17 protein-coding genes and 1 pseudogene are annotated in these 20,137 nt (G+C 73.0%); 11 read left to right on the forward strand and 7 right to left on the reverse strand.

The annotated features are described in order from the left end of the window. Positions 1-24: 24 nt before the first annotated feature. The gene (locus ABZ924_RS03045) at positions 25-1,365 is read right to left on the reverse strand and encodes an AarF/ABC1/UbiB kinase family protein (RefSeq protein WP_361903159.1); all 1,341 of its coding nucleotides are present in this window, start codon (positions 1,363-1,365) and stop codon (positions 25-27) included. Between the two features lie 242 nt (positions 1,366-1,607). Between ABZ924_RS03045 and ABZ924_RS03050 the strand changes: the two genes are divergently transcribed. Further along, entirely contained in the window at positions 1,608-3,905 is a 2,298-nt protein-coding gene (locus tag ABZ924_RS03050; RefSeq protein ID WP_361903162.1) for an MMPL family transporter, read from the forward strand. 133 nt (positions 3,906-4,038) lie between these two features. On the opposite strand, the gene ABZ924_RS03055 is transcribed toward ABZ924_RS03050, so the two are convergent. After that, the gene (locus ABZ924_RS03055; protein ID WP_361903165.1) at positions 4,039-4,572 is read right to left on the reverse strand and encodes an RNA polymerase sigma factor; all 534 of its coding nucleotides are present in this window, start codon (positions 4,570-4,572) and stop codon (positions 4,039-4,041) included. Positions 4,573-4,873: 301 nt separating this feature from the next. On the opposite strand from ABZ924_RS03055, the gene ABZ924_RS03060 reads away from it, so the two are divergent. Continuing rightward, the gene (locus ABZ924_RS03060; protein ID WP_361903168.1) at positions 4,874-5,245 is read left to right on the forward strand and encodes a hypothetical protein; all 372 of its coding nucleotides are present in this window, start codon (positions 4,874-4,876) and stop codon (positions 5,243-5,245) included. Between the two features lie 120 nt (positions 5,246-5,365). Here ABZ924_RS03060 and ABZ924_RS03065 read toward each other — a convergent pair whose 3' ends face one another. Further along, positions 5,366-6,349: a LysR family transcriptional regulator gene (locus tag ABZ924_RS03065; RefSeq protein WP_361903171.1), complete on the reverse strand. Its 984-nt coding sequence runs from the start codon at positions 6,347-6,349 to the stop codon at positions 5,366-5,368. An 86-nt stretch (positions 6,350-6,435) separates the two neighbouring features. Between ABZ924_RS03065 and ABZ924_RS03070 the strand changes: the two genes are divergently transcribed. Beyond that, positions 6,436-7,131, forward strand: a complete 696-nt coding sequence (locus ABZ924_RS03070) for a type 1 glutamine amidotransferase domain-containing protein (protein WP_361903174.1) — start codon at positions 6,436-6,438, stop codon at positions 7,129-7,131. A 71-nt stretch (positions 7,132-7,202) separates the two neighbouring features. On the opposite strand, the gene ABZ924_RS03075 is transcribed toward ABZ924_RS03070, so the two are convergent. From ABZ924_RS03075 to rfbB, 4 genes are all read right to left on the reverse strand, one after another. Continuing rightward, on the reverse strand, positions 7,203-7,637 hold the full coding sequence (locus ABZ924_RS03075) for a glutaredoxin domain-containing protein (protein WP_361903177.1): 435 nt from the start codon (positions 7,635-7,637) through the stop codon (positions 7,203-7,205). 272 nt (positions 7,638-7,909) lie between these two features. Then, the gene (locus ABZ924_RS03080) at positions 7,910-9,268 is read right to left on the reverse strand and encodes an aromatic acid/H+ symport family MFS transporter (RefSeq protein WP_361903180.1); all 1,359 of its coding nucleotides are present in this window, start codon (positions 9,266-9,268) and stop codon (positions 7,910-7,912) included. Next, entirely contained in the window at positions 9,265-10,137 is an 873-nt protein-coding gene (gene rfbA / locus ABZ924_RS03085; RefSeq protein ID WP_361903183.1) for a glucose-1-phosphate thymidylyltransferase RfbA, read from the reverse strand. Before rfbA ends, ABZ924_RS03080 begins: the two co-directional genes overlap by 4 nt. A 32-nt stretch (positions 10,138-10,169) precedes the next feature. Next, positions 10,170-11,150, reverse strand: a complete 981-nt coding sequence (gene rfbB, locus ABZ924_RS03090; RefSeq protein WP_361903186.1) for a dTDP-glucose 4,6-dehydratase — start codon at positions 11,148-11,150, stop codon at positions 10,170-10,172. 684 nt (positions 11,151-11,834) lie between these two features. On the opposite strand from rfbB, the pseudogene ABZ924_RS03095 reads away from it, so the two are divergent. From ABZ924_RS03095 to ABZ924_RS03130, 8 genes and pseudogenes are all read left to right on the forward strand, one after another. After that, a pseudogene (locus tag ABZ924_RS03095) lies at positions 11,835-11,990 on the forward strand (DapH/DapD/GlmU-related protein); the annotation flags it as partial. 333 nt (positions 11,991-12,323) lie between these two features. Then, positions 12,324-12,518, forward strand: a complete 195-nt coding sequence (locus ABZ924_RS03100; RefSeq protein ID WP_361903519.1) for a hypothetical protein — start codon at positions 12,324-12,326, stop codon at positions 12,516-12,518. After that, positions 12,515-13,792, forward strand: a complete 1,278-nt coding sequence (locus ABZ924_RS03105) for a hypothetical protein (RefSeq protein ID WP_361903189.1) — start codon at positions 12,515-12,517, stop codon at positions 13,790-13,792. Before ABZ924_RS03100 ends, ABZ924_RS03105 begins: the two co-directional genes overlap by 4 nt. A 23-nt stretch (positions 13,793-13,815) precedes the next feature. Further along, positions 13,816-14,343: a hypothetical protein gene (locus tag ABZ924_RS03110; protein WP_361903192.1), complete on the forward strand. Its 528-nt coding sequence runs from the start codon at positions 13,816-13,818 to the stop codon at positions 14,341-14,343. Between the two features lie 224 nt (positions 14,344-14,567). Then, complete coding sequence (locus tag ABZ924_RS03115) at positions 14,568-15,797, forward strand: MFS transporter (RefSeq protein ID WP_361903195.1); 1,230 nt, start codon at positions 14,568-14,570, stop codon at positions 15,795-15,797. An 80-nt stretch (positions 15,798-15,877) separates the two neighbouring features. Continuing rightward, complete coding sequence (locus tag ABZ924_RS03120; RefSeq protein WP_361903198.1) at positions 15,878-18,157, forward strand: prenyltransferase/squalene oxidase repeat-containing protein; 2,280 nt, start codon at positions 15,878-15,880, stop codon at positions 18,155-18,157. Positions 18,158-18,386: 229 nt separating this feature from the next. Next, positions 18,387-19,622 carry a 3-deoxy-7-phosphoheptulonate synthase gene (locus ABZ924_RS03125; protein WP_361903201.1) on the forward strand — a complete coding sequence of 412 codons (1,236 nt, stop codon included), beginning with the start codon at positions 18,387-18,389 and terminating at the stop codon, positions 19,620-19,622. A gap of 179 nt (positions 19,623-19,801) precedes the next feature. Continuing rightward, positions 19,802-20,134 carry a helix-turn-helix domain-containing protein gene (locus ABZ924_RS03130; protein ID WP_361903204.1) on the forward strand — a complete coding sequence of 111 codons (333 nt, stop codon included), beginning with the start codon at positions 19,802-19,804 and terminating at the stop codon, positions 20,132-20,134. Positions 20,135-20,137 lie beyond the last annotated feature (3 nt).

Here is a 20,137-nt window from a genome sequence, read left to right on the forward strand (position 1 = left end):
CCCCGGCAACCGTCGTTCCCCCGGTTACGCGGGGAGGGTGAAGCCGGGCAGCCAGCGGGCGGCTTCCGCCCGGAAGGGCACCGTGCAGTCCAGCTGGCACAGCACCGCGCTGCCGGCCATCACCACCCGGTTCACCAGGACGTAGGACGGCGGCAGGTTGAGCTGCCGCACCAGCCCCTTGCTGCGCGGGGACGCGGAGCGGGCGACCTCCTCGCGCAGCCAGCCCCGGTGGAAGTGGAAGGTCGGCTCCGCGGACGGCGCGGCGATCGGCGCGAGGAAGTCCTCGATCGCGGCGGGGTCCACCGGCGGGCCGGGCCGCAGGAACCCCTCGGCCCGCAGCAGGGCCGCGGCGGCGGTGTAGTCCCGGGCGTGGGCGTGCCGTTGCAGGGCGCCCAGCAGGGGCGGGAAGCCGTCGGGGAGGTGCTGGACCGCGCCGAAGTCGAGGACGCCGAGGCGGCCGTCGGCCAGGATGCGGTAGTTGCCGGGGTGCGGGTCCGCGTGGAGCATGCCCGCGCGGGCCGGGCCGGAGAGCAGGAAGCGCGCGTACCGCAGGCCGGCGGCGTCACGTTCCTCCTGCGTGCCCGCCGCGATCACCTCGGCGAGCGGCCGGCCGTCCGTCCACGCGGTGACCAGGACCCGGTCGGTGCCGGCGAGGACGTCCGGTACGTGGATGAGCTCGTCGCCGCGGAAGGCGTCGGCGAACTCCTGCTGGGCCGCGGCCTCGGCCCGGTAGTCCAGCTCCTCCGAGACGCGCAGGCGCAGTTCGTCGACCATCGGGCCGACCTCCAGGCCGGGCGCGAGGACCGAGAACATCCGGATGACCCGGCCGAACCGGGCGTAGTCGCCGAGCAGGGCCTCCCGGGCGTGCGGGTACTGGATCTTGACGGCGACGGTCCGCCCGTCGTGCCAGGTGGCCCGGTGCACCTGCCCGATCGAGGCCGCGGCCGCGGGGACCTCGTCGAACTCGGGCAGCTGCTTCCTCCAGTCCGCGCCGAGCCCGTCCTCCAGCACCCGGCGTACCGCTGCGGTGGGCAGCGGGGGCGCGGCCGCCTGGAGGCGGGTCAGGGCGGCCCGGTAGGGCTCCACGACGTGCGGCGGGAAGGCCGCCTCGAACACCGACAGCAGCTGTCCGATCTTCATCGCGCCGCCCTTGAGCCCGCCGAGGACGGAGAACAGGTGCTCGGCGGTGCGGCGTTCGAACTCCTCGGTCAGGACGTCGGCGGACTGCCCCAGCAGCCGCTTGCCCGCCTGGACGGCCGACCGTCCGGCGTACCCGGCCGGGAGTGCGGCCAGGCGGGCCGCGCGCGCGGCGGCGCTGCGCGGGATCGAGCCGTGGCTGCGGCGCCGTTCGTACCAGTCCCTCATGGATACCGTCCTCTGCGTGTGCGTGCTCGTTCCCGTGCTCGTACTCGTACTCGTACTCGCATTCGGGAAATGGCCTTCTCCGGGATGAGAGGCGCTGGACGGCGGTTGCAATCCCTCGGGTTACGGATCCGGCGCGAAAAACGAACGCAAATTATTTGTGCGGGGTCGGGGATTGCATCGGGGCCGGTGCTCCTCTCTTACGCCGAAGGACACCCCCGTCCTCCCCGATGCAGGAGGGTTCTGTGCATCCCCGTAAGAACATCGCCGCCACCGTGGGCCGGTGGAGTGCGCGGCACCGCTGGTCAGCAGTGCTGCTGTGGCTGCTCTTCACCGCCCTGGCCGTCACGGCCGGCAGCTCCACCGAACTCGTCGGCCTGTCCGCGGCCGAGCAGGTCAACGGCGAGGCCCAGCGCGCCCAGCAGATCCTCCAGCGGGCCGGGCTGGAGCTGCCCGCCCAGGAGTCCGTCTACGTCCACAGCGACACGCTGACCGCGGACTCCCCCGCCTTCGCCGCCGTCGTGGGCGAGGTGGCGCAGGCGCTCGGCGGGGCCGCCGACGTCAGCGGCGTCGCCCCGCCGCTCGGCCCGCAGGGCACCGGCGCGGTCTCCGCCGACCGGCACTCGGCGCTGGTCACCTTCCGGATCGGTGGCGATCCCACCACCGCCAAGGAGCGCGTACAGCCCTCCCTGGAGGCCACCGCCAAGGTGGCCGGGGCCCATCGCGACCTGACCGTGGAGCAGTTCGGCGAGGCCTCGTTCGCCAAGGCCTACACCGAGAAGCTGGAGAAGGACTACTCCTCGGCCGAGACCCTCTCCTTCCCGGTCACCCTGGCCATCCTCTTCGTCGCCTTCGGCGCGCTCGTGGCCGCCACCCTGCCGGTCCTGCTGGCGCTGACGGCGCTGGTCGCGGCGGGCGGCGCGGCGGCCCTGGCCAGCCACGTCGTGCACATCGACGCCAACGGCACGTCGGTCATGGGCCTGGTCGGCATCGCGGTCGGCGTCGACTACTCCCTCTTCTACGTGCGCCGGGTGCGCGAGGAGCGGGCGCGCGGCGTGGCGGCCCTGGACGCGGTCGAGATCGCCGCGGCCACCTCGGGCCGGGCGGTCGTGGTCTCGGGGCTCGCGGTCATCGCCTCGCTGGCGGGCATGTTCCTGACGAACAACGGCATCCAGTCGGGCATGGCGATGGCCACGATCATCGTCGTGTCGATCGCGGTGCTCGGCTCGGTCACCGTGCTGCCGGCCGTGCTGTCGCTGCTCGGCGACCGCGTCAACAAGGGCCGGATCCCGTTCCTTCAACGGCGCAAGGGCGGCGCCGGTGTCGGCGCCGGCGCCGGGGAGTCCGGCCGCGGGGTGGCCCGGGTCCTGAAGGCGGTCCTCGCCCGCCCGCTGGTGTCGGTGCTGGTCGTCGGCGGCGCGCTGGCGGCGCTGTGCGCGCCGGCGTTCGCCATCCGGCTGCTCGACCCGGGCCTGGCGGACCTGCCCGCGCAGAAGCTCCCGGTGCTGCGCACCTACGAGCGGATCCAGGCCTCGTTCCCCGGTGCGTCGGCTCCGGCCGGTGTCGTCGTCAAGGCGGCCGACGTGACCGACCCGAAGGTCACCGCGGCGATCGAGGAGCTGCGTACGGCGGCCTCCGCGGCCGGTGCCCCGCTGCGTGGGCCGGTCAGCGTGGAGAACAGCGCCGACCGCACGGTGGCCCGGGTCACCGTGGGCCTGCTCGGCAACGGCACCGACGAGGCGTCCGTCGACTCCCTGCGGGCCCTGCGTACGGAGGTGCTGCCGAGGACGCTCGGCACGGTGGCGGGCGTGGAGACGGCGGTCGGCGGAGCCACCGCGGCGTCGGTGGACACCGGGAACCACCTGTCGGATTCCACGCCGGGAGTCGTCGCGTTCGTCCTGGCGCTGACCTTCGTGCTGATGCTCGTCAGCTTCCGGTCGGTGACCATCGCCGCGCTGACCCTCGTACTGAACCTGCTGTCGGTGGGGGCGGCGTACGGGCTGGTCGTGGCGGTGTTCCAGTGGGGCTTCGCCAGTGACCTGCTGGACTTCACGAGCACGGACGGAATCACCTCGTGGGTGCCGCTGTTCCTCTTCGTGATCCTCTTCGGGCTGTCCATGGACTACCACGTGCTCGTCGTCAGCCGGATCCGCGAGCTGCGGGACGGCGGGGCGGCCACGGACCGGGCGATCTCGGACGGGGTGCGGCAGACGGCGGGCGCCGTGACCAGCGCGGCCGTTGTCATGGTCGCGGTGGCGGCGGTCTTCACGACCATGCCGGAGGTCTCGATGAAGGAGGCCGGGCTCGGCCTGTCCGCGGCCGTCCTGATCGACGCACTCGTCATCCGGACCGTCCTGCTGCCGGCCTCGCTGCGGCTGCTGGGCGACCGCAGCTGGTACCTGCCGGGTTGGCTGGGGTGGCTGCCGCAGCCCCGGCCGCACGGGGAGGCGGGCTCGTACGGGCCGCCGTCCGGCGCGGAGAGCGGCGGCGGCGATGACGGCGCCGTTGACGGGCGCGAGCGGGCCCCGCTGAGCGCGGTGTGACGCCTACGGCCCCTGCGCGAGCGGCGTACGGGGCCTGAGGGCGCCCCGGTCCGGCCCGGGAGGCCGGACCCAGGGCGCCCCTCACGCCTCCTGATGCCTCCTCACGTCCTCACGGCCTCATGTCCTCATGTCCTCATGTCCAGGCCCGGCGGAACATGGACCTGGCCCGGTAGAGCCGGGAGCGGACCGTGCCGACCGGCATGTCGAGCAGGCCGGCGACGGTCTGCTCGTCCAGCCCCTCGATGTGGCGCATCACCAGGACGGCCCGGTGCTCCGGGCTCAGTTTCGCGAGGGTGTCCTCGATGTCGGCCGCCAGCTCCGCGTCACGCGGATCGGGCTCCTCCACGAGCTCGGAGGGGACCGTGCGCTGGTTCTTCCTCGCCATCCGTACGGCCTCGCGGGCGGCGATCGCCCGGGCCCAGCCGAACAGCGCCTCGGGTGTCTTGAGCTGGTGTATCCCCTTGAAGATGGCGATCATGGCCTCCTGGGCCGCGTCCGCCCCGTCCTGCAGTGCGATCGGTCCGCACACGCGCCCCACGTACGGTGCGAGGATCTCCATCAGCTCCGACACGGCCATCGTGTCGCCCTTCTGGGCTCGCCGGACCAGCGAGCCGAGCTCCTCCGGCGTCCGTCTGACGGGACCTGATGCAGGCCCAACCTCCGTCACAGATTCCTCCCCCGTCGGCAATGGGTTCCGAGATCGCTCCTGCGGCCCATGGCCGTCGAAGCCTCCGCCGGCGCCCCCCTCGACCGCCTGCGGAGCCGTCTCATGACCTTGCGTGATCAGGGGCGAGATTACCCGAAGCCGCCGCGGCCCAGAGGGCCCGACTGCCTGGTGGGACGGGCCCGGACACGGCATCAGACGCCTTGTCGACACCGCGCGCCGAAGCGGGCGGTTGGGGCGGATTTGCGGCTACGCCCGAGCGCCGACGCCGGTAGGTTCGGACTCCGGACGGAAGGAACACCCTGTGGCCCCGGCACCTCAGCACGACACCGCGGACGAACTGATCCCTCGCCCGGAACGCACTGCGGGCGCGCTGCGCGCCGCCCTGGCCAAGGTCGCCCCGGCGCGGCCGGAGGAGATGCAGCGCACGACGGACGAAGCCTTCTCCCAGGCCATGGACGAGAAGTCGCTCACCCCGATCCAGACGTGGCTGCTGCTCTGGGCCCGGGACATCGAGATCGCCCGGCGCCTGGACCTGCGTACGCGCTACCAGCCGGCCCAGGACGTCCTGGCCCTGTACGACCGGCACGAGCACGACGACGAAGCCGCCGTGAACGAGGCCCTGGCCGAGATCAGCGCCGTACTCGACGAAGCCCTTCAGGCGGTGCAGGGTTGAGCTGGAGGTGGGAGCACCTTCGCGGGACGTCTGCACACTCGGGAACGCGCCGGGTGCGACGACGATCACGGCCCCGGGACCCGTATCACCCGGTCGCCACGGGCTGCAGGTCCGGCAGGGCTACCAGGTGCGGGCCGCCTGGAGGAGGTGGGTGCGGACGCGGGCCACGTGGGGGTTGGAGGCGGAGCCGGGGCGTTGGACCAGGTAACCGGTGTTGATCGGGGGGTCCTCGGGGGCGTGGAGGGCGATCAGGGCGCCGGAGGCGAGTTCCTGCTCGCACAGGTAGCGGGGCAGCACGCTGTAGCCGGCGCCCGCCGCGACGGCGGCCAGGACGGCGCGCAGGTCCGGGACGGTGACCGCGGCCCGGCCGGTCAGACGGCGGCCGAAGACGTGGCGCCAGTAGCGGCGGGCGATGGGCAGGTCCTCGGCGTAGCTGATCAGCGGGACGCCGTGCAGGGCGGCCGGGCCCTCCGCGGCGATCCGGGCCGGGCCGCCGATCCGGTCGGCCCAGGCCGGGGCGGCGACCAGGACGAACTCCTCGTCGGCCAGCGGTACGGCCGTCAGGGCGCGGCCGCGCGGGCGGTGGGTGGAGATCACCAGGTCGTGGCGGCCCGCGCGCAGCTCCTCCAGGAGCGGGTCGGTCAGGCCCGTGGCCACGCGCAGGCGCACCCCGGCCTCGATCAGGGGGGCGAGGGCGGGGAGGACCCGGGTGGAGAGGAGCTCCGTGGGGCCGGCGAGGTGGACCGGGTCGGGCTGGGTGTCGTGCTCGCCCCCGGCCGGTGCGGTGGCGACGGCCAGTTCGTCGAGGGGGGCGCCGACGCGGGCGGCGAGCTCGTCGGCGTACGGGGCGGGGGCGACCCCGCGGGGCAGCCGCTCGAACAGCTCGCGGCCCAGCTGCCGTTCCAGGGCGCGGATCTGGGTGGTGACGGTGGGCTGGGACAGGCCCAGCAGGCGTGCGGCGGCGGTGAAGGATCCCGAGCGGTGCACGGCGAGGAAGGTGCGCAGGAGGTTGAGGTCCGGCAGGCCCGGGGGTATGGCCGGGGCGGGGGACGCCGGGGCGGGCCCCGAGACCTCCTCTCCCCCATTGGAATTCCTATTCCTCATAGAGGTGAGCCTATTGGATGCCGATGGGTTGTCAGGCGTACGTTCGAGGTGATCGACGGCATCGAGCGTGAACGGAGATGTGGGGCATGGCGAAGATCCTTTTTGTGGTGACCGGTGTCGACCACTGGACCCTGGCCGACGGCAGCAAGCACCCGACGGGCTTCTGGGCCGAGGAGGCCGTGGCCCCGTACGAAGTGCTCACCGGCGCGGGCCACGAGGTCGTGGTGGCCACCCCGGGCGGCGTCGTGCCGACGGTGGACCGGGCCAGCCTGGCCCCCGAGTTCAACGGCGGCCAGGAGGGCGCGGACCGGATCGCCGCCGCCCTGGGCTCGATCGCCCCGCTGCAGCAGCCGGTGAAGCTGGAGGAGGTCGACCTCGGCGACTACGACGCGGTCTTCTACCCCGGCGGGCACGGCCCGATGGAGGACCTGGCCGTCGACGCCGTCTCGGGCCGGCTGCTGGCTGCGGCGCTCGCCTCCGGCAAGCCGCTCGGCGTGGTCTGCCACGCCCCGGCCGCGCTGCTGGCCGCGCGGAACGCCGACGGCAGCTCGCCGTTCGCCGGGCGCCGGCTGACCGGCTTCACCAACGCCGAGGAGACCCAGGCGGGCCTGGCCGACCGGGCGAAGTGGCTGCTGCAGGACCGGCTGGTGGAGCTCGGGGCGGACTTCCAGGAGGGCGAGCCGTGGGCGCCGCACGTGGTGGTCGACGGCAACCTGGTCACCGGCCAGAACCCGGCCTCCTCGGCCCCGCTCGCCCAGGAGCTCCTCACGAAGCTGGCCTGAGTCTGCTCGCACGGCGGACGTGCGTGCCCGCTCGGTGAAAACGTCCTTCCCCCGCCCCCCGTGACCTCTGGTCACGCGGGCGGGGGAAGCTGTGCGCGTACCCATGCGGGATCAGGGTTGGTGTGTGGCCGGCCGGCCACGATGACAGTGGGTACGGTCTCGTTGCCGTTGTTGGCTTCCCTTGCTGCGGAGGCTCCTGCCGGGTCGCGCCAGATGTTGACCCAGTGCAGTCGGTGGGCGCTGCGGCCCAGGCGGATGCGCAGCCGTATGCAGTACTTGCAGCCCGGCCGCCACAGGACGACCGGCCGGCCGTCGGCCGCGCTGCGGCGCTGTGCCTCCAGCACACCGATCGACTTCGGGAAGATCAAGGGCGAGTTCACGCCCGCGAGTGCCAGGAACATCAAGAGGAGCACTGCGGCTTTGCCGGGGCTTCCCTTGAAGGTCAGCCCTGCCAAGGCTGAGCCGCAGAGCACGAACAGCACGGACGGGATCCAGGCACGCGTCATGGTGACGCAGGCTATCGATGGGCCGCGTTGCTCCTCGCACCGGGTACGCGCTGAACTGCGGCCGTATCGACGGGCCGGGCTGCCACCGGCGGGCCCCGGGTGCGGCGGTGGTGTGCCGCGTGTCCCGGGGCCGGTCTTCGCTTCGTCAGTGGAGGGTCATCGGCGGCCCTCGGGTTCGGGCGGGTGGGCGGGCGGCTCCGGTGGCAGGGGGGCCGCCGGGGGGTAGCTCCACGGCAGGCCCGGGGGTGGGGGCTGGCTGGACGGGCCCGCAGTCAGCGGGGGGTCGAGGAAGTCGAGGTATCCGAGGGGCATGGCGTCCTTCCTGCGAGGTGGATGGTCAGGGCGCCGAGCAGGCCGGCCGCGGCGAAGGTGGCGAAGGCCCACTGGTGGGCGCCCCGGGCGACGACGGCGCCGCCCAGGGCCGGGCCCACGACCGCGCCGAGGCGGCCGATCCCGGTGGCCCAGCCCAGCCCCGCGGCGCGCTGCGGCGCCGGGTAGAGGGCGGGGACGGTGGCGTACACCATGACCTGGGCGCTGAAGAGCCAGACGCCGGTGATGGCGACGACCACGTACGTGACGGGGAGCGGCAACGGTACGGCGAGCAGTAGGGCGCCGGCTGCGGTCAGCAGGAACCAGACGGCCGAGACGCGGGCGGCGCCGAACCGGGTGGCGACCCGGCCCGCGAGGAGCATGCCGGCGATCCCGCCCGCGTTGATGACCAGCAGGAAGCTCACCGAGGACGCGGGGCCGTAGCCGGCGGCCCGCATCAGCTGGGGCAGCCAGGTGCTCACGCCGTAGACGAGCAGAAGTCCGCAGAAGGAGGCGGCCCACAGGAGCGGGGTGCTGCGGCGGCCCGGTCCGCGGAGCAGGGACACGGCGGTCTCCCAGCGGGCCCGGGCCCCGGCCGCCGGCGCGGTGGTGGCGTGCGGCGGGCGCAGTCCGTAGGCGCGGGCGAGCGCCTCGGCCTCGGCCGTACGGCCCTTCGCGAGCAGGACGGCCGGGGACTCGGGCAGCAGCCGCAGCAGCAGCGGTACGGCCACCAGCGCGGGCAGGGCCCCGGCCCAGAACACCAGGCGCCAGCCGCTGTCGGGGGCCAGGGTGAGGCCGAGGACCGTGGCGAGCATGCCGCCGACGTGGTACGAGGTCATCAGCGCGCCGGCGGTCAGTGCGGCGCGGGCGCCCGGCGCGAACTCCATGACCGTGCTCAGGCAGGTGGGCATGACCCCGCCGAGGCCGAGGCCGGCGATGAACCGGCCGAGGCCGAACGCCTCGATGCCCGGTGCGGCGGCGCACAGCGCCGAGCCGGCCGAGAACAGCAGGGTGCAGCCGGTGATCACCGGCCGGCGGCCGGTCCAGTCGGTGAGGTTGCCCGCGGCGAGGGCCCCGATGAGCATGCCGAAGGTGGTCCAGCTGCCGACGGTCCCGGCCGTGGCGGGGGTGAGGCCGAGGCCGGGGTCGGCGAGCATCCGGGGCATGACCGCGCCGTAGACGTTGACGTCCATGCCGTCGAAGAGGACGACGAGCCAGCACAGGGCGAGCACGACGAGCGGGTTGCGGCGGCGGGCAGGGCCGGGGGCCGCTGCCGGGGTGGCGGCGGCCCCCGGCCCGCTCAGGGCCGGGGCGGTGGTCATGCGGCGCCGGCCAGTTCCAGGACGTAGCGCCCGTAGCTGGTGGAGGAGGACAGTCCCTTGCCGAGGACGGCCAGCTGCTCGGCGTCGATGTAGCCCATGTGGTAGGCGACTTCCTCCACGCAGGAGATGCGGATGCCCTGGCGCTTCTCCAGCAGCTGCACGAAGAGGGAGGCCTCCAGCAGGCTGTCGTGGGTGCCGGTGTCGAACCAGGCGGAGCCGCGGCCGAGGTTGACCAGGCGGGCGCGGCCCTGCTCGACGTAGCGGTTGTTGAGGTCGGTGATCTCCAGTTCCCCGCGGGCGGAGGGGGCGAGGCGGGCGGCCTGGTCGAGGGCGTCGTTGTCGTAGAGGTAGAGGCCGGTGACGGCCATGTTGGAGCGGGGGGCCGCGGGCTTCTCCTCGAGGGTGAGGATGCTGCCGTCCTCGTCGACGGTGGCGACGCCGTAGCGCTCGGGGTCGCTGACGGGGTAGCCGAAGAGGGTGCAGCCGTCGAGGCGGGCGGCCTCGGCGCGCAGCATGTCGGGCAGCCGGTGCCCGTAGAAGATGTTGTCGCCGAGGATCAGGCAGACCTGCTCGTCGCCGACGAACTCCCGGCCGATCAGGAGGGCTTCGGCGAGGCCGCCCGGCCGGTCCTGGACGGCGTACTCCAGGCGGATGCCGAGCTGGCTGCCGTCGCCGAGGAGGGAGCGGTAGACGTCGAGGTGCTCGGGGGTGGAGATGATCAGGATCTCGCGGATGCCGGTCTGCATCAGCACCGAGAGCGGGTAGTAGATCATCGGCTTGTCGTAGACCGGCAGCAGCTGCTTGGAGTGCACGCTGGTCAGCGGGCGGAGCCGGGTGCCGGAGCCTCCGGCGAGGATGATGCCGCGCATGGGCGGGCGCCTTTCTGCGTGGGGGTGGAGGGTCAGACGGCCGCGGCCGCGGCGGTGAGCGGCTGCCACCACGCGGTGTTCTCGCGGTACCAGGCCACCGTCTGCGCCAGGCCCTCCTCGAAGGTGACCTGCGGCCGGTAGCCGAGGGCGCGGAGCTTGGAGTCGTCGAGGGAGTAGCGCCGGTCGTGGCCCTTGCGGTCGGCGACGTGGCGTACGGAGGACCAGTCGGCGCCGCAGCTGTCCAGCAGCAGTCCGGTGAGCTCGCGGTTGGTCAGCTCCCGGCCGCCGCCGATGTTGTAGACCTCGCCGGGGGCGCCCTGCTCCAGGACGAGCTGGATGCCGCGGCAGTGGTCGTCGACGTGCAGCCAGTCGCGGACGTTGAGGCCGTCGCCGTAGAGGGGGACGGTGCCGCCCTGGAGGAGGGTGGTGACGAACAGCGGGATGACCTTCTCGGGGAACTGGTAGGGCCCGTAGTTGTTGCTGCAGCGGGTGATGCTGACGTTCATGCCGTGGGTGCGGGCGTACGCGCGGACCAGCAGGTCGGCGCCGGCCTTGGCGGCGGCGTACGGGGAGTTGGGCTCCAGCGGCCACTCCTCGGTCCACGAGCCCGTCTCGATCGATCCGTACACCTCGTCGGTGGAGACGTGGACGAAGCGCGGGACGGAGGCGTCGAGGGCGGCCTGGAGCATGATCTGCGTACCGGCCACGTTGGTGGTGACGAACTCGGCCGCGCTGCCGATGGAGCGGTCGACGTGGCTCTCGGCGGCGAAGTTGACGACCGCGTCGACGCCGGGCAGGAGCGTGGCGAGCAGCCGGGCGTCGCCGATGTCGCCGTGGACGAAGCGCAGGCGCGGGTCGTCGGCGACCGGGTCGAGGTTGGCGAGGTTGCCGGCGTACGTGAGCTTGTCGAGCACCGTCACGGTGACGTCACCGGTGCCGTAGTGGCCTTGGAGGGTGCGGCGGACGTAGTTGCTGCCGATGAATCCGGCGCCACCGGTCACCAGGACATGCATGAAGGGTCTCCTGCTCGGTCGTTGTCGAAAGGGAGGGGCGGGCGGGGGTGGGCGCCGGTTCGGCCGCTCGGCCGGAGATGACTGAGGGTGAGGAACGGCGCGCGCGGGGGGACTCCCGGCCCGCGAAGGCTTGTGGGCCCAACGTAGAACTTCGACGGTGGCCGAACAACCGCGGTCACAGCGCCCGTACGAAGGGCGGGCCTTGGGGTGGCACCCGGCCAACTCCAGCCGCTGCATGCACAAAACAGCAGGTCACAGGGTTGCGGGTGGCGAATTCCGGAGGGGCGGGGAAAGGCTGCTCCGGTCCGCGGGGCCCCGGAGATGAGTCCGTCAAGTAGGCCGCCGAGCGCTTGCACGGCCCCTCGGACCTCGCCTACGGTCACCAACATTCGTAGAAGTTCGAAATACCGCTCCGTAGCGATCGGACTTCATTCGCTCCGCATCGCCAAGACCTTTGGGGGGAGTATGTCCGCAGCGCTGATCGAAGCCGGCGCGAAGACGGACCGGGACTCCGTGGTCGGGCCGGGCAGCTGGATCCGCACCGGCACCAGCGTCACGGCTTCCGTCCTGGGAGAGGGAACCTTCGCCGGCTTCCGGTGCCGGCTGCACGAGACCGACATCGGACCCGGCACGCTGATCGCCTCGGAGGCGCAGGTCGGCGGGGGCGGCGCGGCCCGCACCCGGATCGGCTCCGGTGCCTGGATCGGAGCGCGGGCCGTGGTCGAGCCGGGTGTCCGGGTCGGCGCGGGCGCCGTGGTCGCCGCCGGGGCCCGGGTCACGCAGGACGTGCCCGACGACGCCGTCGTGGTCGGCCGGCCCGCCCGGGTACTGCGCACCCGCACCCCGGTGGACGACGGGCTGCCGGACATCGCCCGCATCGTCGCGGCCGTACTGGCCCGCCCGGCCGCGCCCGGGCCGCGCCTGCCCGACGGGTGGAGCGCGGGTGCCGACTGCGTCCTGGAGGCCGATCTGGCCGGCGGGACGGACGTCGTCCTCGGCGACGGGGTCATCACCATGGGCCGGGCGGACGGGCCGTCACCCCGGGGCGGGGTCCGCCTCGGCGACCGGGTGTCCGTCGGCGACGCGTGCGTCCTCGAGGGATCCAGCGGCATCGACATCGGCGCCGGCACCGAGCTGGGCCGCGGCGTGCTGGTGGTCTCCAGCGGGCACGACATGGGCCGCCGCTCCCTGCCCTGGCAGGCGGGACCCGTATCGATCGGAGCGGACTGCAGCATCGGGAGCGGGGCGACGGTCGTCGGGCCCTGCACCATCGGCGACGGGGCGGTCATCGCCCCCGGCGCCCTGGTCGTGGGCGACGTGCCCGCCGGCCACACCACGTTCGGAGTCCTGGAAAGGGGCACGCGTTGAAGGTCGTCCTGGCACCCAACCCCACCGGTTCGGGACACAACATGCGGATGCTGTCCTTGGCCCGGCAGCTGCGCACGCAGCTTCCCGAGGCCGAACTCACCGTCCTGCTGGGCTCGCTGCAGCCCACGTTCACCCCCCTGTTCGAGTCGGCGGGGGTGCACGTGATCGACGTGGCCGGGACGCTCGTGGACACCTCCACCTCCAGCCACCTCACCACGCAGATGGACTGGTCCACGTACATCGGCGGCTACGTGGCGCCCGCGTTCGTCAACGGCGACCGGGTCCTCGGCCACCTGGCCCACTACCGGGACCTCGACCCGGACCTGGTGGTGAGCGACTACAACATCTCGGCCAGCATGGCCGCGGCGATCCTGGGCGTCCCGCACGCCCTGGTCACCGAGCGGTACGACTTCACCCTGCACCAGCTCGACGACGCCACCCTGGAGGCCGGCGGGTTCGAGGTGGACCGTGAGGACATGCGCCGCGGCCGGGAGGCCCTGCACGCGCTGTTCTCCTGGATCGTGGACACCGCCGAGGTGGTCCTGACCGACAAGCCGCCGGTGCCGGAGATGGACCGCGGCACGGCGGTGGCCCGCGCCCTGGACGAGGGCCGTGCGGTGTTCACCGGCCCCATGATCCGCGACTTCCCCGCCCCCGGGGACGGTCAGGAGCTGCGCCGCTCGCTCGGTCTCGGCGACGGGCCGGTGATCGTCGGTTCGGTCGGCGGCACCACCATGTTCCTGGAGAACAAGCAGCGGGTCATCGACAACTACCTCGCCGCGCACCGCGAGCTCCGGCGCACCCACCCGGACCTGCAACTGGTCCTGCTGGGCCGGGAGAAGATCGAGGCGCCCGAGGGCGTGGTGAGCCTGACGTACCTGCCCGACTGGATGCCGCTGCTCCAGGAGGCCGACCTGCTGCTGTCGGCGCCGGGCTGGATCACCGTCACCGAGGTGGCGGCCATGAACATCCCCACCCTGTTCGTCCTGGGCGGGCTGGGCGAGTACCACGAGGTGGAGGCGGCCCGCCGGCTCGACCTGCTGGGCTACCCGACACTGATCGAACCGGACGCCGAACAGCTGGCGCAGACCATCGCCCCGCTGCTCGCGGGCAGCGGCGCCGAGCGCATGGAGCGGGCCGCGCGCGCCGTGGCCCCCGAGGGCTCCGGCACGGCCAAGGCCGCCGGACTGCTGGCCGAGGCGGTCCGCAGGTCCGCCACCCGGCGCCAGGCCCCCGCCGCCCCGCGTTCCGCCCGACACCGCGACGCCGCATGACCGTGATGCGAGGAGAGCAGACCGTGCACAACACCCTTCCGACCGCCGGGGCCACCCGGATGCTGCTGTCCAGCGACGGCTCCACCACCACCCTGCTCGAAGCCCTGCTGGACGAGCGGCTGGCGGTCCGCGTGGACACGCAGGGGCCCGTACCAGCCGGGCAGTTGTATCCCCGGGCCGCGCAGGCACTGGGGCTCAAGCGGGGCGAGGAGGCCATCGAGCGGCGCTCGGCGCTGCTGGCCCCGGACGGCAGCGTGGTCAGCGTCAACGTCGTCGTCTTCGCCGCGCCCCCGGACGGCTGGTCCGGCTCCGCGGACGACGACGCACCCCTGGGGCGGCGGCTGCGCGAGGCCGGCACCCGCCAGCACCGCAGGATCCTGTCCTCGGGGCTGGCCGAGTGGCCGGGCGAGGTGGCCCATCAGACGTGCGCGTACAAGGAGTACGTCATCTCCTGCGGTGACGAGTCCCAGCTGTACGTCCACGAGAAGTTCAACCCGGCCTTCGTGGCTGCCCGGGCGCCCCTGCCGGCCGCCGCCGGCCTCGCGGCCTAGCCGTACCCGGGGCCCGTCCCACCCCCTCCCGCTCGCCCAACGGCTTGCGCAGCACCGCTCGTTGCTGTAGACAACACGAGTGAAGTTCGAAGTTCGTAGAACATCGAACTCTCCCTCGGACTTCGGACCCGAACTCCGGTCTCGAACCTCGGTCTCGAACTTCGAACTTCGATCTCGTCCGGGCCCCTCGGCTCGACCCCCACCCACCCCCTCTGGAGCAGTCCATGTCTGTTCAGACATCCGCCGCGGCCGCCGCTCCCGCCGTGGAGAACCGCCTGACGGCGAAGGACGTACTGGCCATCGCCGGCATGTTCCTCGGCGTCTTCAGCATCGGCGCCGACTCGTTCATCATTTCCCCGATCCTGCGGCCCATCAGCGAGGCGCTGGACTCCTCGCTGGCCACCGCCGGCCTCGGCGTCACGGCCTACGCGATCTGCTACGCGGTCGGCGCCCCGCTGCTCGGCCCGCTCGCGGACCGCATCTCCCGCAAGCGGATGCTGCTCACCGGCATGGCGCTGTTCGTCGTGGCGACGGTGCTCAGCGCCTTCGTCTGGGACGTCCTGACGTTCTGCATCACCCGCGGCCTGGCCGGTATCGGCGCCGCCATGGTCACCCCGAACGTGATGGCGCTGATCGCCACCACCTACCGGCCCCCGCTGCTGCCCAAGATCATCGGTATCGTGATGTCGGCGCTGTCGCTGGCCATCGTGGTCGGCGTCCCGATCGGCTCCTACCTCGCCGAGGCGGCCGGCTGGCGGTCCAGCTTCTACTTCATCGCCGGACTGGGTCTGCTCTCCGGGCTGGTGCTCTCCTCCGTCCTCGCCGACAACCCGCCCGCGGCCGGCGGCGCCAAGAAGTCCTACCTGGGCGCGTACGCCGAGGTGCTGCGCTCCCGGACCGCCGTCTTCGCCCTGCTGACCACGCTCACCTGGATGACCGGCTTCTACGGCGTCTACACCTACCTCGGCACCTACCTGGGCGACTCCCTCGCCATCTCCACCGCCACCGTCGGCTCCCTGCTGCTGGCCTACGGCGCCGGCAACTTCGCCGCCAGCTTCATGGCCGGCTGGGTGGTCGCCAAGCTCGGCCCGCGCAGCACCGTGATGGTCAACGGCCTGGTCTCGTCGGTCGTCGTGATCGCCCTGGCCTCCGCCGACCTCGACACCTGGGCCGTGCTGCTCCTGCTCATCGGCTGGGCCTTCACCCAGGGCTTCGCGATCACCGCGATGACCGCCGTCACCGCCGGCTCGGTCCCCGAGGCCCGCGCCACGGTCATGTCGATGAACAGCTCCTGCATCTACCTCGGCCTGACGCTCGGCTCCGCGATCTTCGGCGCCCTGTTCACCCGCACCTCCTTCACGTGGGTGGGTGTCGCGGCGGCCGCGGCCACGCTCCTCGCGATAGTCGCCAACGTCGTCGCCACCAAGCCCGCGAAGGCCGCGGCCGGGGCCTGACCCCCGACCGCCCCTTCCTTCCACTTCGTACGCAGTTCCTTCTTCTTTCCTACTTCCCGCCCAGCACCCTGGAGACAGCCTTGTCCACGAACGCCCGCTCGACCGCCACCTCCCCGCAGGCCCTCTGGGAGGCGTACGTCACCACCTTCGCCAACACCGAGTACGGCGGCTTCGTCTCCGCCATCGACTACGACGGCACCCGGGCCATCACCGCCGACCGCACGGTCGAGTCCTACGCCCTGGCCCGCTGGGCCGCGGCCGAGACCGGCTTCACCGCCGGGCAGGAGGAGTTCACCAGCGGTCTCGCCTCCTTCCAGGACGCCGCGCACGGCGGCTACCTGGAGTTCCTCGAGGTCTCGGGGATCCCGCACGAGCTCTCCAGCGTCAAGACCGCGCACCGCCAGTTCCTCGTCGCCGCCGCCCTGCTGGAGGCCGCCGTCCACGGCGCCGCCGACATCGCCGCCGGCCGCACGCAGCTCGAGTACGCCACCGGACTGTTCCTGCGCGAAGGCCGCCTCCTCGGCTCGGTCGCCCGCGACGCCAGCTCGGTCCTCGACGACCGCTCCCCCGCCGCCGGCGCCGCCGCCCGGGTGCTGGCGCTGGGCCGCCTGGCCCGCCTCACCGGCGACCCGGCCGACCGTGAGGCCGCGGCCGGCGCCGCGAAGGCCCTGGTCGCTCAGTTCGTCGAGGCCGACGGCTCGGTCCCGGACTGGCGCGGCCTGGACGGCGCCCCCGTCCCGACGGCCAAGGTGGACCTCACCGCGTCCTCGCTGACCGCGCTGGCCCTGCTGGAGACCGGCCGGGTGCTCGACGACGCCGAGCTCGTCGCGCAGGCCGTCGCGATCACCGAATACCACCACGACCACCTGTGGGACGGGCGCTTCGGCGGCCACTGGAACCACTGCGACCTCGACGGGCAGATCACCATCCACCGCGAGTTCATCACCCTGCTGAACTCCGCCATCCCGATCAAGACGGCGGCCGCCAACGCCTGGGCACTGCTGGCCTCCGGCCGGGTCCTGGCCGCGCTCGCCGAGACCGGCGGCGAGAACGACAAGATCGCCGCGTCCGTCGCCCGCACCCGCGGCTACCTGGAGTCCCTGGTGGACACCGTCCACGGCGGCGTCTTCATCGGCGAGGGCTACTTCTGGACCCCGCCGGGCACCCCGGTCGGCCCCTTCGTCCGCCAGATGCTGCCCCCGCGCGACACCCCGGGCGTCTTCCACTTCGGCTCCAGCAACTTCCTGCGCCTGTACAACAAGCAGGCCGTCCCGCAGATCCTGACCGCCCTCGCGCTGGCCGCCACCCAGGACAGCCCGACCGACGACCTGACCCAGACCGAGCCCACCAAGGCGGAGGCCGTGGCCGCCCTGTCGGCCTCGCTGCGGGGGGCGAGCGCCGAGATCGAGGACATCTACTCGATGGAGGGCGTCGACCTCTCCGGTGTGATGGACGTCGAGCGCCACCTCAACTACATCCGCTCCGCGTTCAACCCCGGCCAGGGCTACGGCTGGACCCCGCGGATCGCGCCGCTCGGATCCGGTGCCAACTCCGCCCCGTCCGTCTTCGGCACCCACCACTCGGTGGCCAACCTCCGGGTGCTCGGCGAGGACCCGCAGGAGCTGGAGCAGGTCACCACCTGGCTGACGTACGCGCAGGCCGCCAACGGTGCCTTCGCCGAGTTCCCGGGCGGCCCGGCGGACGTCCTCAACAGCTACCTGGCCGTCAACGCCTTCCAGCTGCTCGGCCACGACGCCGGCCCGCGCGATCGCGAGGGCGCCATCCGCTTCCTGCAGAGCTGCCAGAACGAGGACGGCGGCTTCGGTGTGGTCCCGGGCTTCGTCAGCGACCTGTTCCACACCAACCTCGCGGTGGTGGCGCTGGACTCGCTCGGCTCGGCGCCGGCCGACCCGGAGGCCTGCATCCGCTACGTCCTGGCCTCGCGCAACGAGGACGGCGGCTACGGCGAGCGCGTCGGCACCCCCTCCGACACGTACTCGGTGTACCGCGCGGTCGGCACCCTCGCCCTGCTCGGCAAGGATCTGCCGTTCCGCGAGGAGGCGGTCCGCTTCCTGCAGGACTGCCAGGGCCCCGGCGGCGGCTTCAGCCACGACCTGGTCAGCCGCGAGAGCCTGATCGCCACGTACCACGCGGTGGCGGCACTCTTCCTGCTCGGCTCCGAGCCGCTGCGTCCGCTGGAGTGCCAGGAATGGCTGAGCGGCTGCCAGACCCCCGACGGCGGCTTCTCCAACATCCCCGGCGTCACCTCCGGCACGATCGACGAAGGCTTCGCGGCCGTGCAGTCGCTGGCCATCCTGGCCAAGGGCCTGACCCCGTACTTCGCCATCGCGGTCTCCTGACCCTGCGCCGGCGCTCTCCCCGCGCCACGCGCCCCCGTCACGGCGCCCGCGGCTTCGGCCGCGGGCGCCGTGCCTTACCCAGCCCCCCAGCCCAGCCCAGTACCGCCCAGCCCGCCTGCACCGGCACGGCCTTGGCCGGACCTCCGCGATGTTCTAGAGTCGTAGAACTTCGAACGAAGGGGCAGCCGGAGCGGCTCTCGTCCGCAGCCACGGTCCACGAGGAGAACCCATGTCCCACCCCGGCACCCACGCCCCTGTGATGCTCACCGACCCGCTGATGCTCGCCCGCGCCGACCGCCACGACGACGTGGAGCGGTGGAAGTACCTGCCCACGGCCCAGCAGCCCAACTGGAGCCGCCCCGCCGAGCGCGACCTCGCCTGCCGGACCCTCTCCGACGCCCCCGCCCTGGTCAGCCCCCGGGAACTCACTGCCCTGAAGGAGCAGTTGGCTCGCGTCGCCCGCGGCGAGGCCCGGATCCTGCAGGCCGGGGACTGCGCGGAGAGCTTCGCGGAGTACACCCCCGCCCACATCACCGCCAAGGCCGAGGCCGTCGGCGCCCTGGCCGAGCGGATGGGGCGGGGCAGCGGCCTCGGCGTGGTCGCGATCGGCCGGACCGCGGGCCAGTTCGCCAAGCCCCGCTCGGACGGCTTCGAGGAGGTCGCCGGCCTGCGCCTGCCCGTCTTCCGCGGGCACCTGGTCAACGGCGAGGGGGCCACACCGGCGGAGCGCCGCAACGCCCCCGAGCGGATGCTGCGCGCCTACGAGCTCTCGGCCGGGGCGGCGGCGCAGCTCGCGGCCGCGGCGGCGGCCGACGGGCGCCGGATCTGGACCAGCCACGAGGCCCTGGTGATGGACTACGAGGTGCCGCTGGTGCGCTACCACGACGCCGAGGGGCAGTGGTTCCTGGGCTCCACGCACTTCCCGTGGATCGGCGAGCGCACCCGCGACGTCCGCGGCGCGCACGTCCGGCTGCTGTCCAGCCTCGCCAACCCGCTCGCCTGCAAGGTCGGCCCGACCGCCTCGCCCGAGGAGGTGCTGGAGCTGTGCCGGCTGCTGGACCCGGAGCGGGAGCCGGGCAGGCTGACCCTGATCGCACGTATGGGCCACCGGGCGGTGGAGGACCGGCTGCCGGCCCTGGTGCGGGCGGTGAAGGACGCCGGGCACCCGGTGGTGTGGATCAGCGACCCGATGCACGGCAACACCGTGAAGACGGCGGCCGGGGTCAAGACCCGGTACGTCGCCCAGGTCGCCGCCGAGGCGCAGGCGTTCGTACGGGTCCTGCGCGGCCAGGGGGTCGCGCCGGGCGGCCTGCACCTGGAGGCGGCCGCGGACGCGGTCACCGAGTGCGTAGGGGTCGACGTCGCCGACGAGCACGGGCTCGGCCGCTGCTACACCACCCTGTGCGACCCGCGGCTGAACCCGGTGCAGGCGAAGGAGGTCGTGGACCTCTTCAACGCCGCCTGACCGGGGCGGGAGACGACGGTGCCGGGCAGCGCGGCTGCCCGGCACCGTCGGCCCGTACCCGGGCGGGAGGAGAAGGAGGAAGAAGAGGCGACGGACACGTCGAAGGGAGGAAGGAGGCAGGCACGTACGACGGGGCACGGCCCGTGACGAACCGACACCAGTTGACGAGGAGCTCCAACATGCGTGGTGAACTCTTCCACCCGGAGCGGGGAGAGATCTCCCTGGACAAGGTCCTGCATGCGCTCAGCGATCCGATCCGCCGGGACATCGCCCGTACGATGCACCGCGACGGTCCGTGCATCTGCGGCCAGCTCAGCTATCCCATCGCGAAGTCGACGCTCTCGCACCACCTGAAGGTGCTGCGGGAGTCCGGTCTGATGCGGACCGAGATCCGGGGCACCTCCCGGGTGATCTCGCTGCGGCGCGAGGACATCGAGGCCCGCTTCCCCATGCTGCTCGACGCCGTGCAGGTGACGGCGCCGGCGCCCGAGGAAGCCGCCGCGGTCGGCTGAGCC

The sequence above is a fragment of the Streptomyces sp. NPDC046876 genome (assembly GCF_040645035.1).
In the GTDB taxonomy this organism is placed as follows: Bacteria; Actinomycetota; Actinomycetes; order Streptomycetales; family Streptomycetaceae; genus Streptomyces.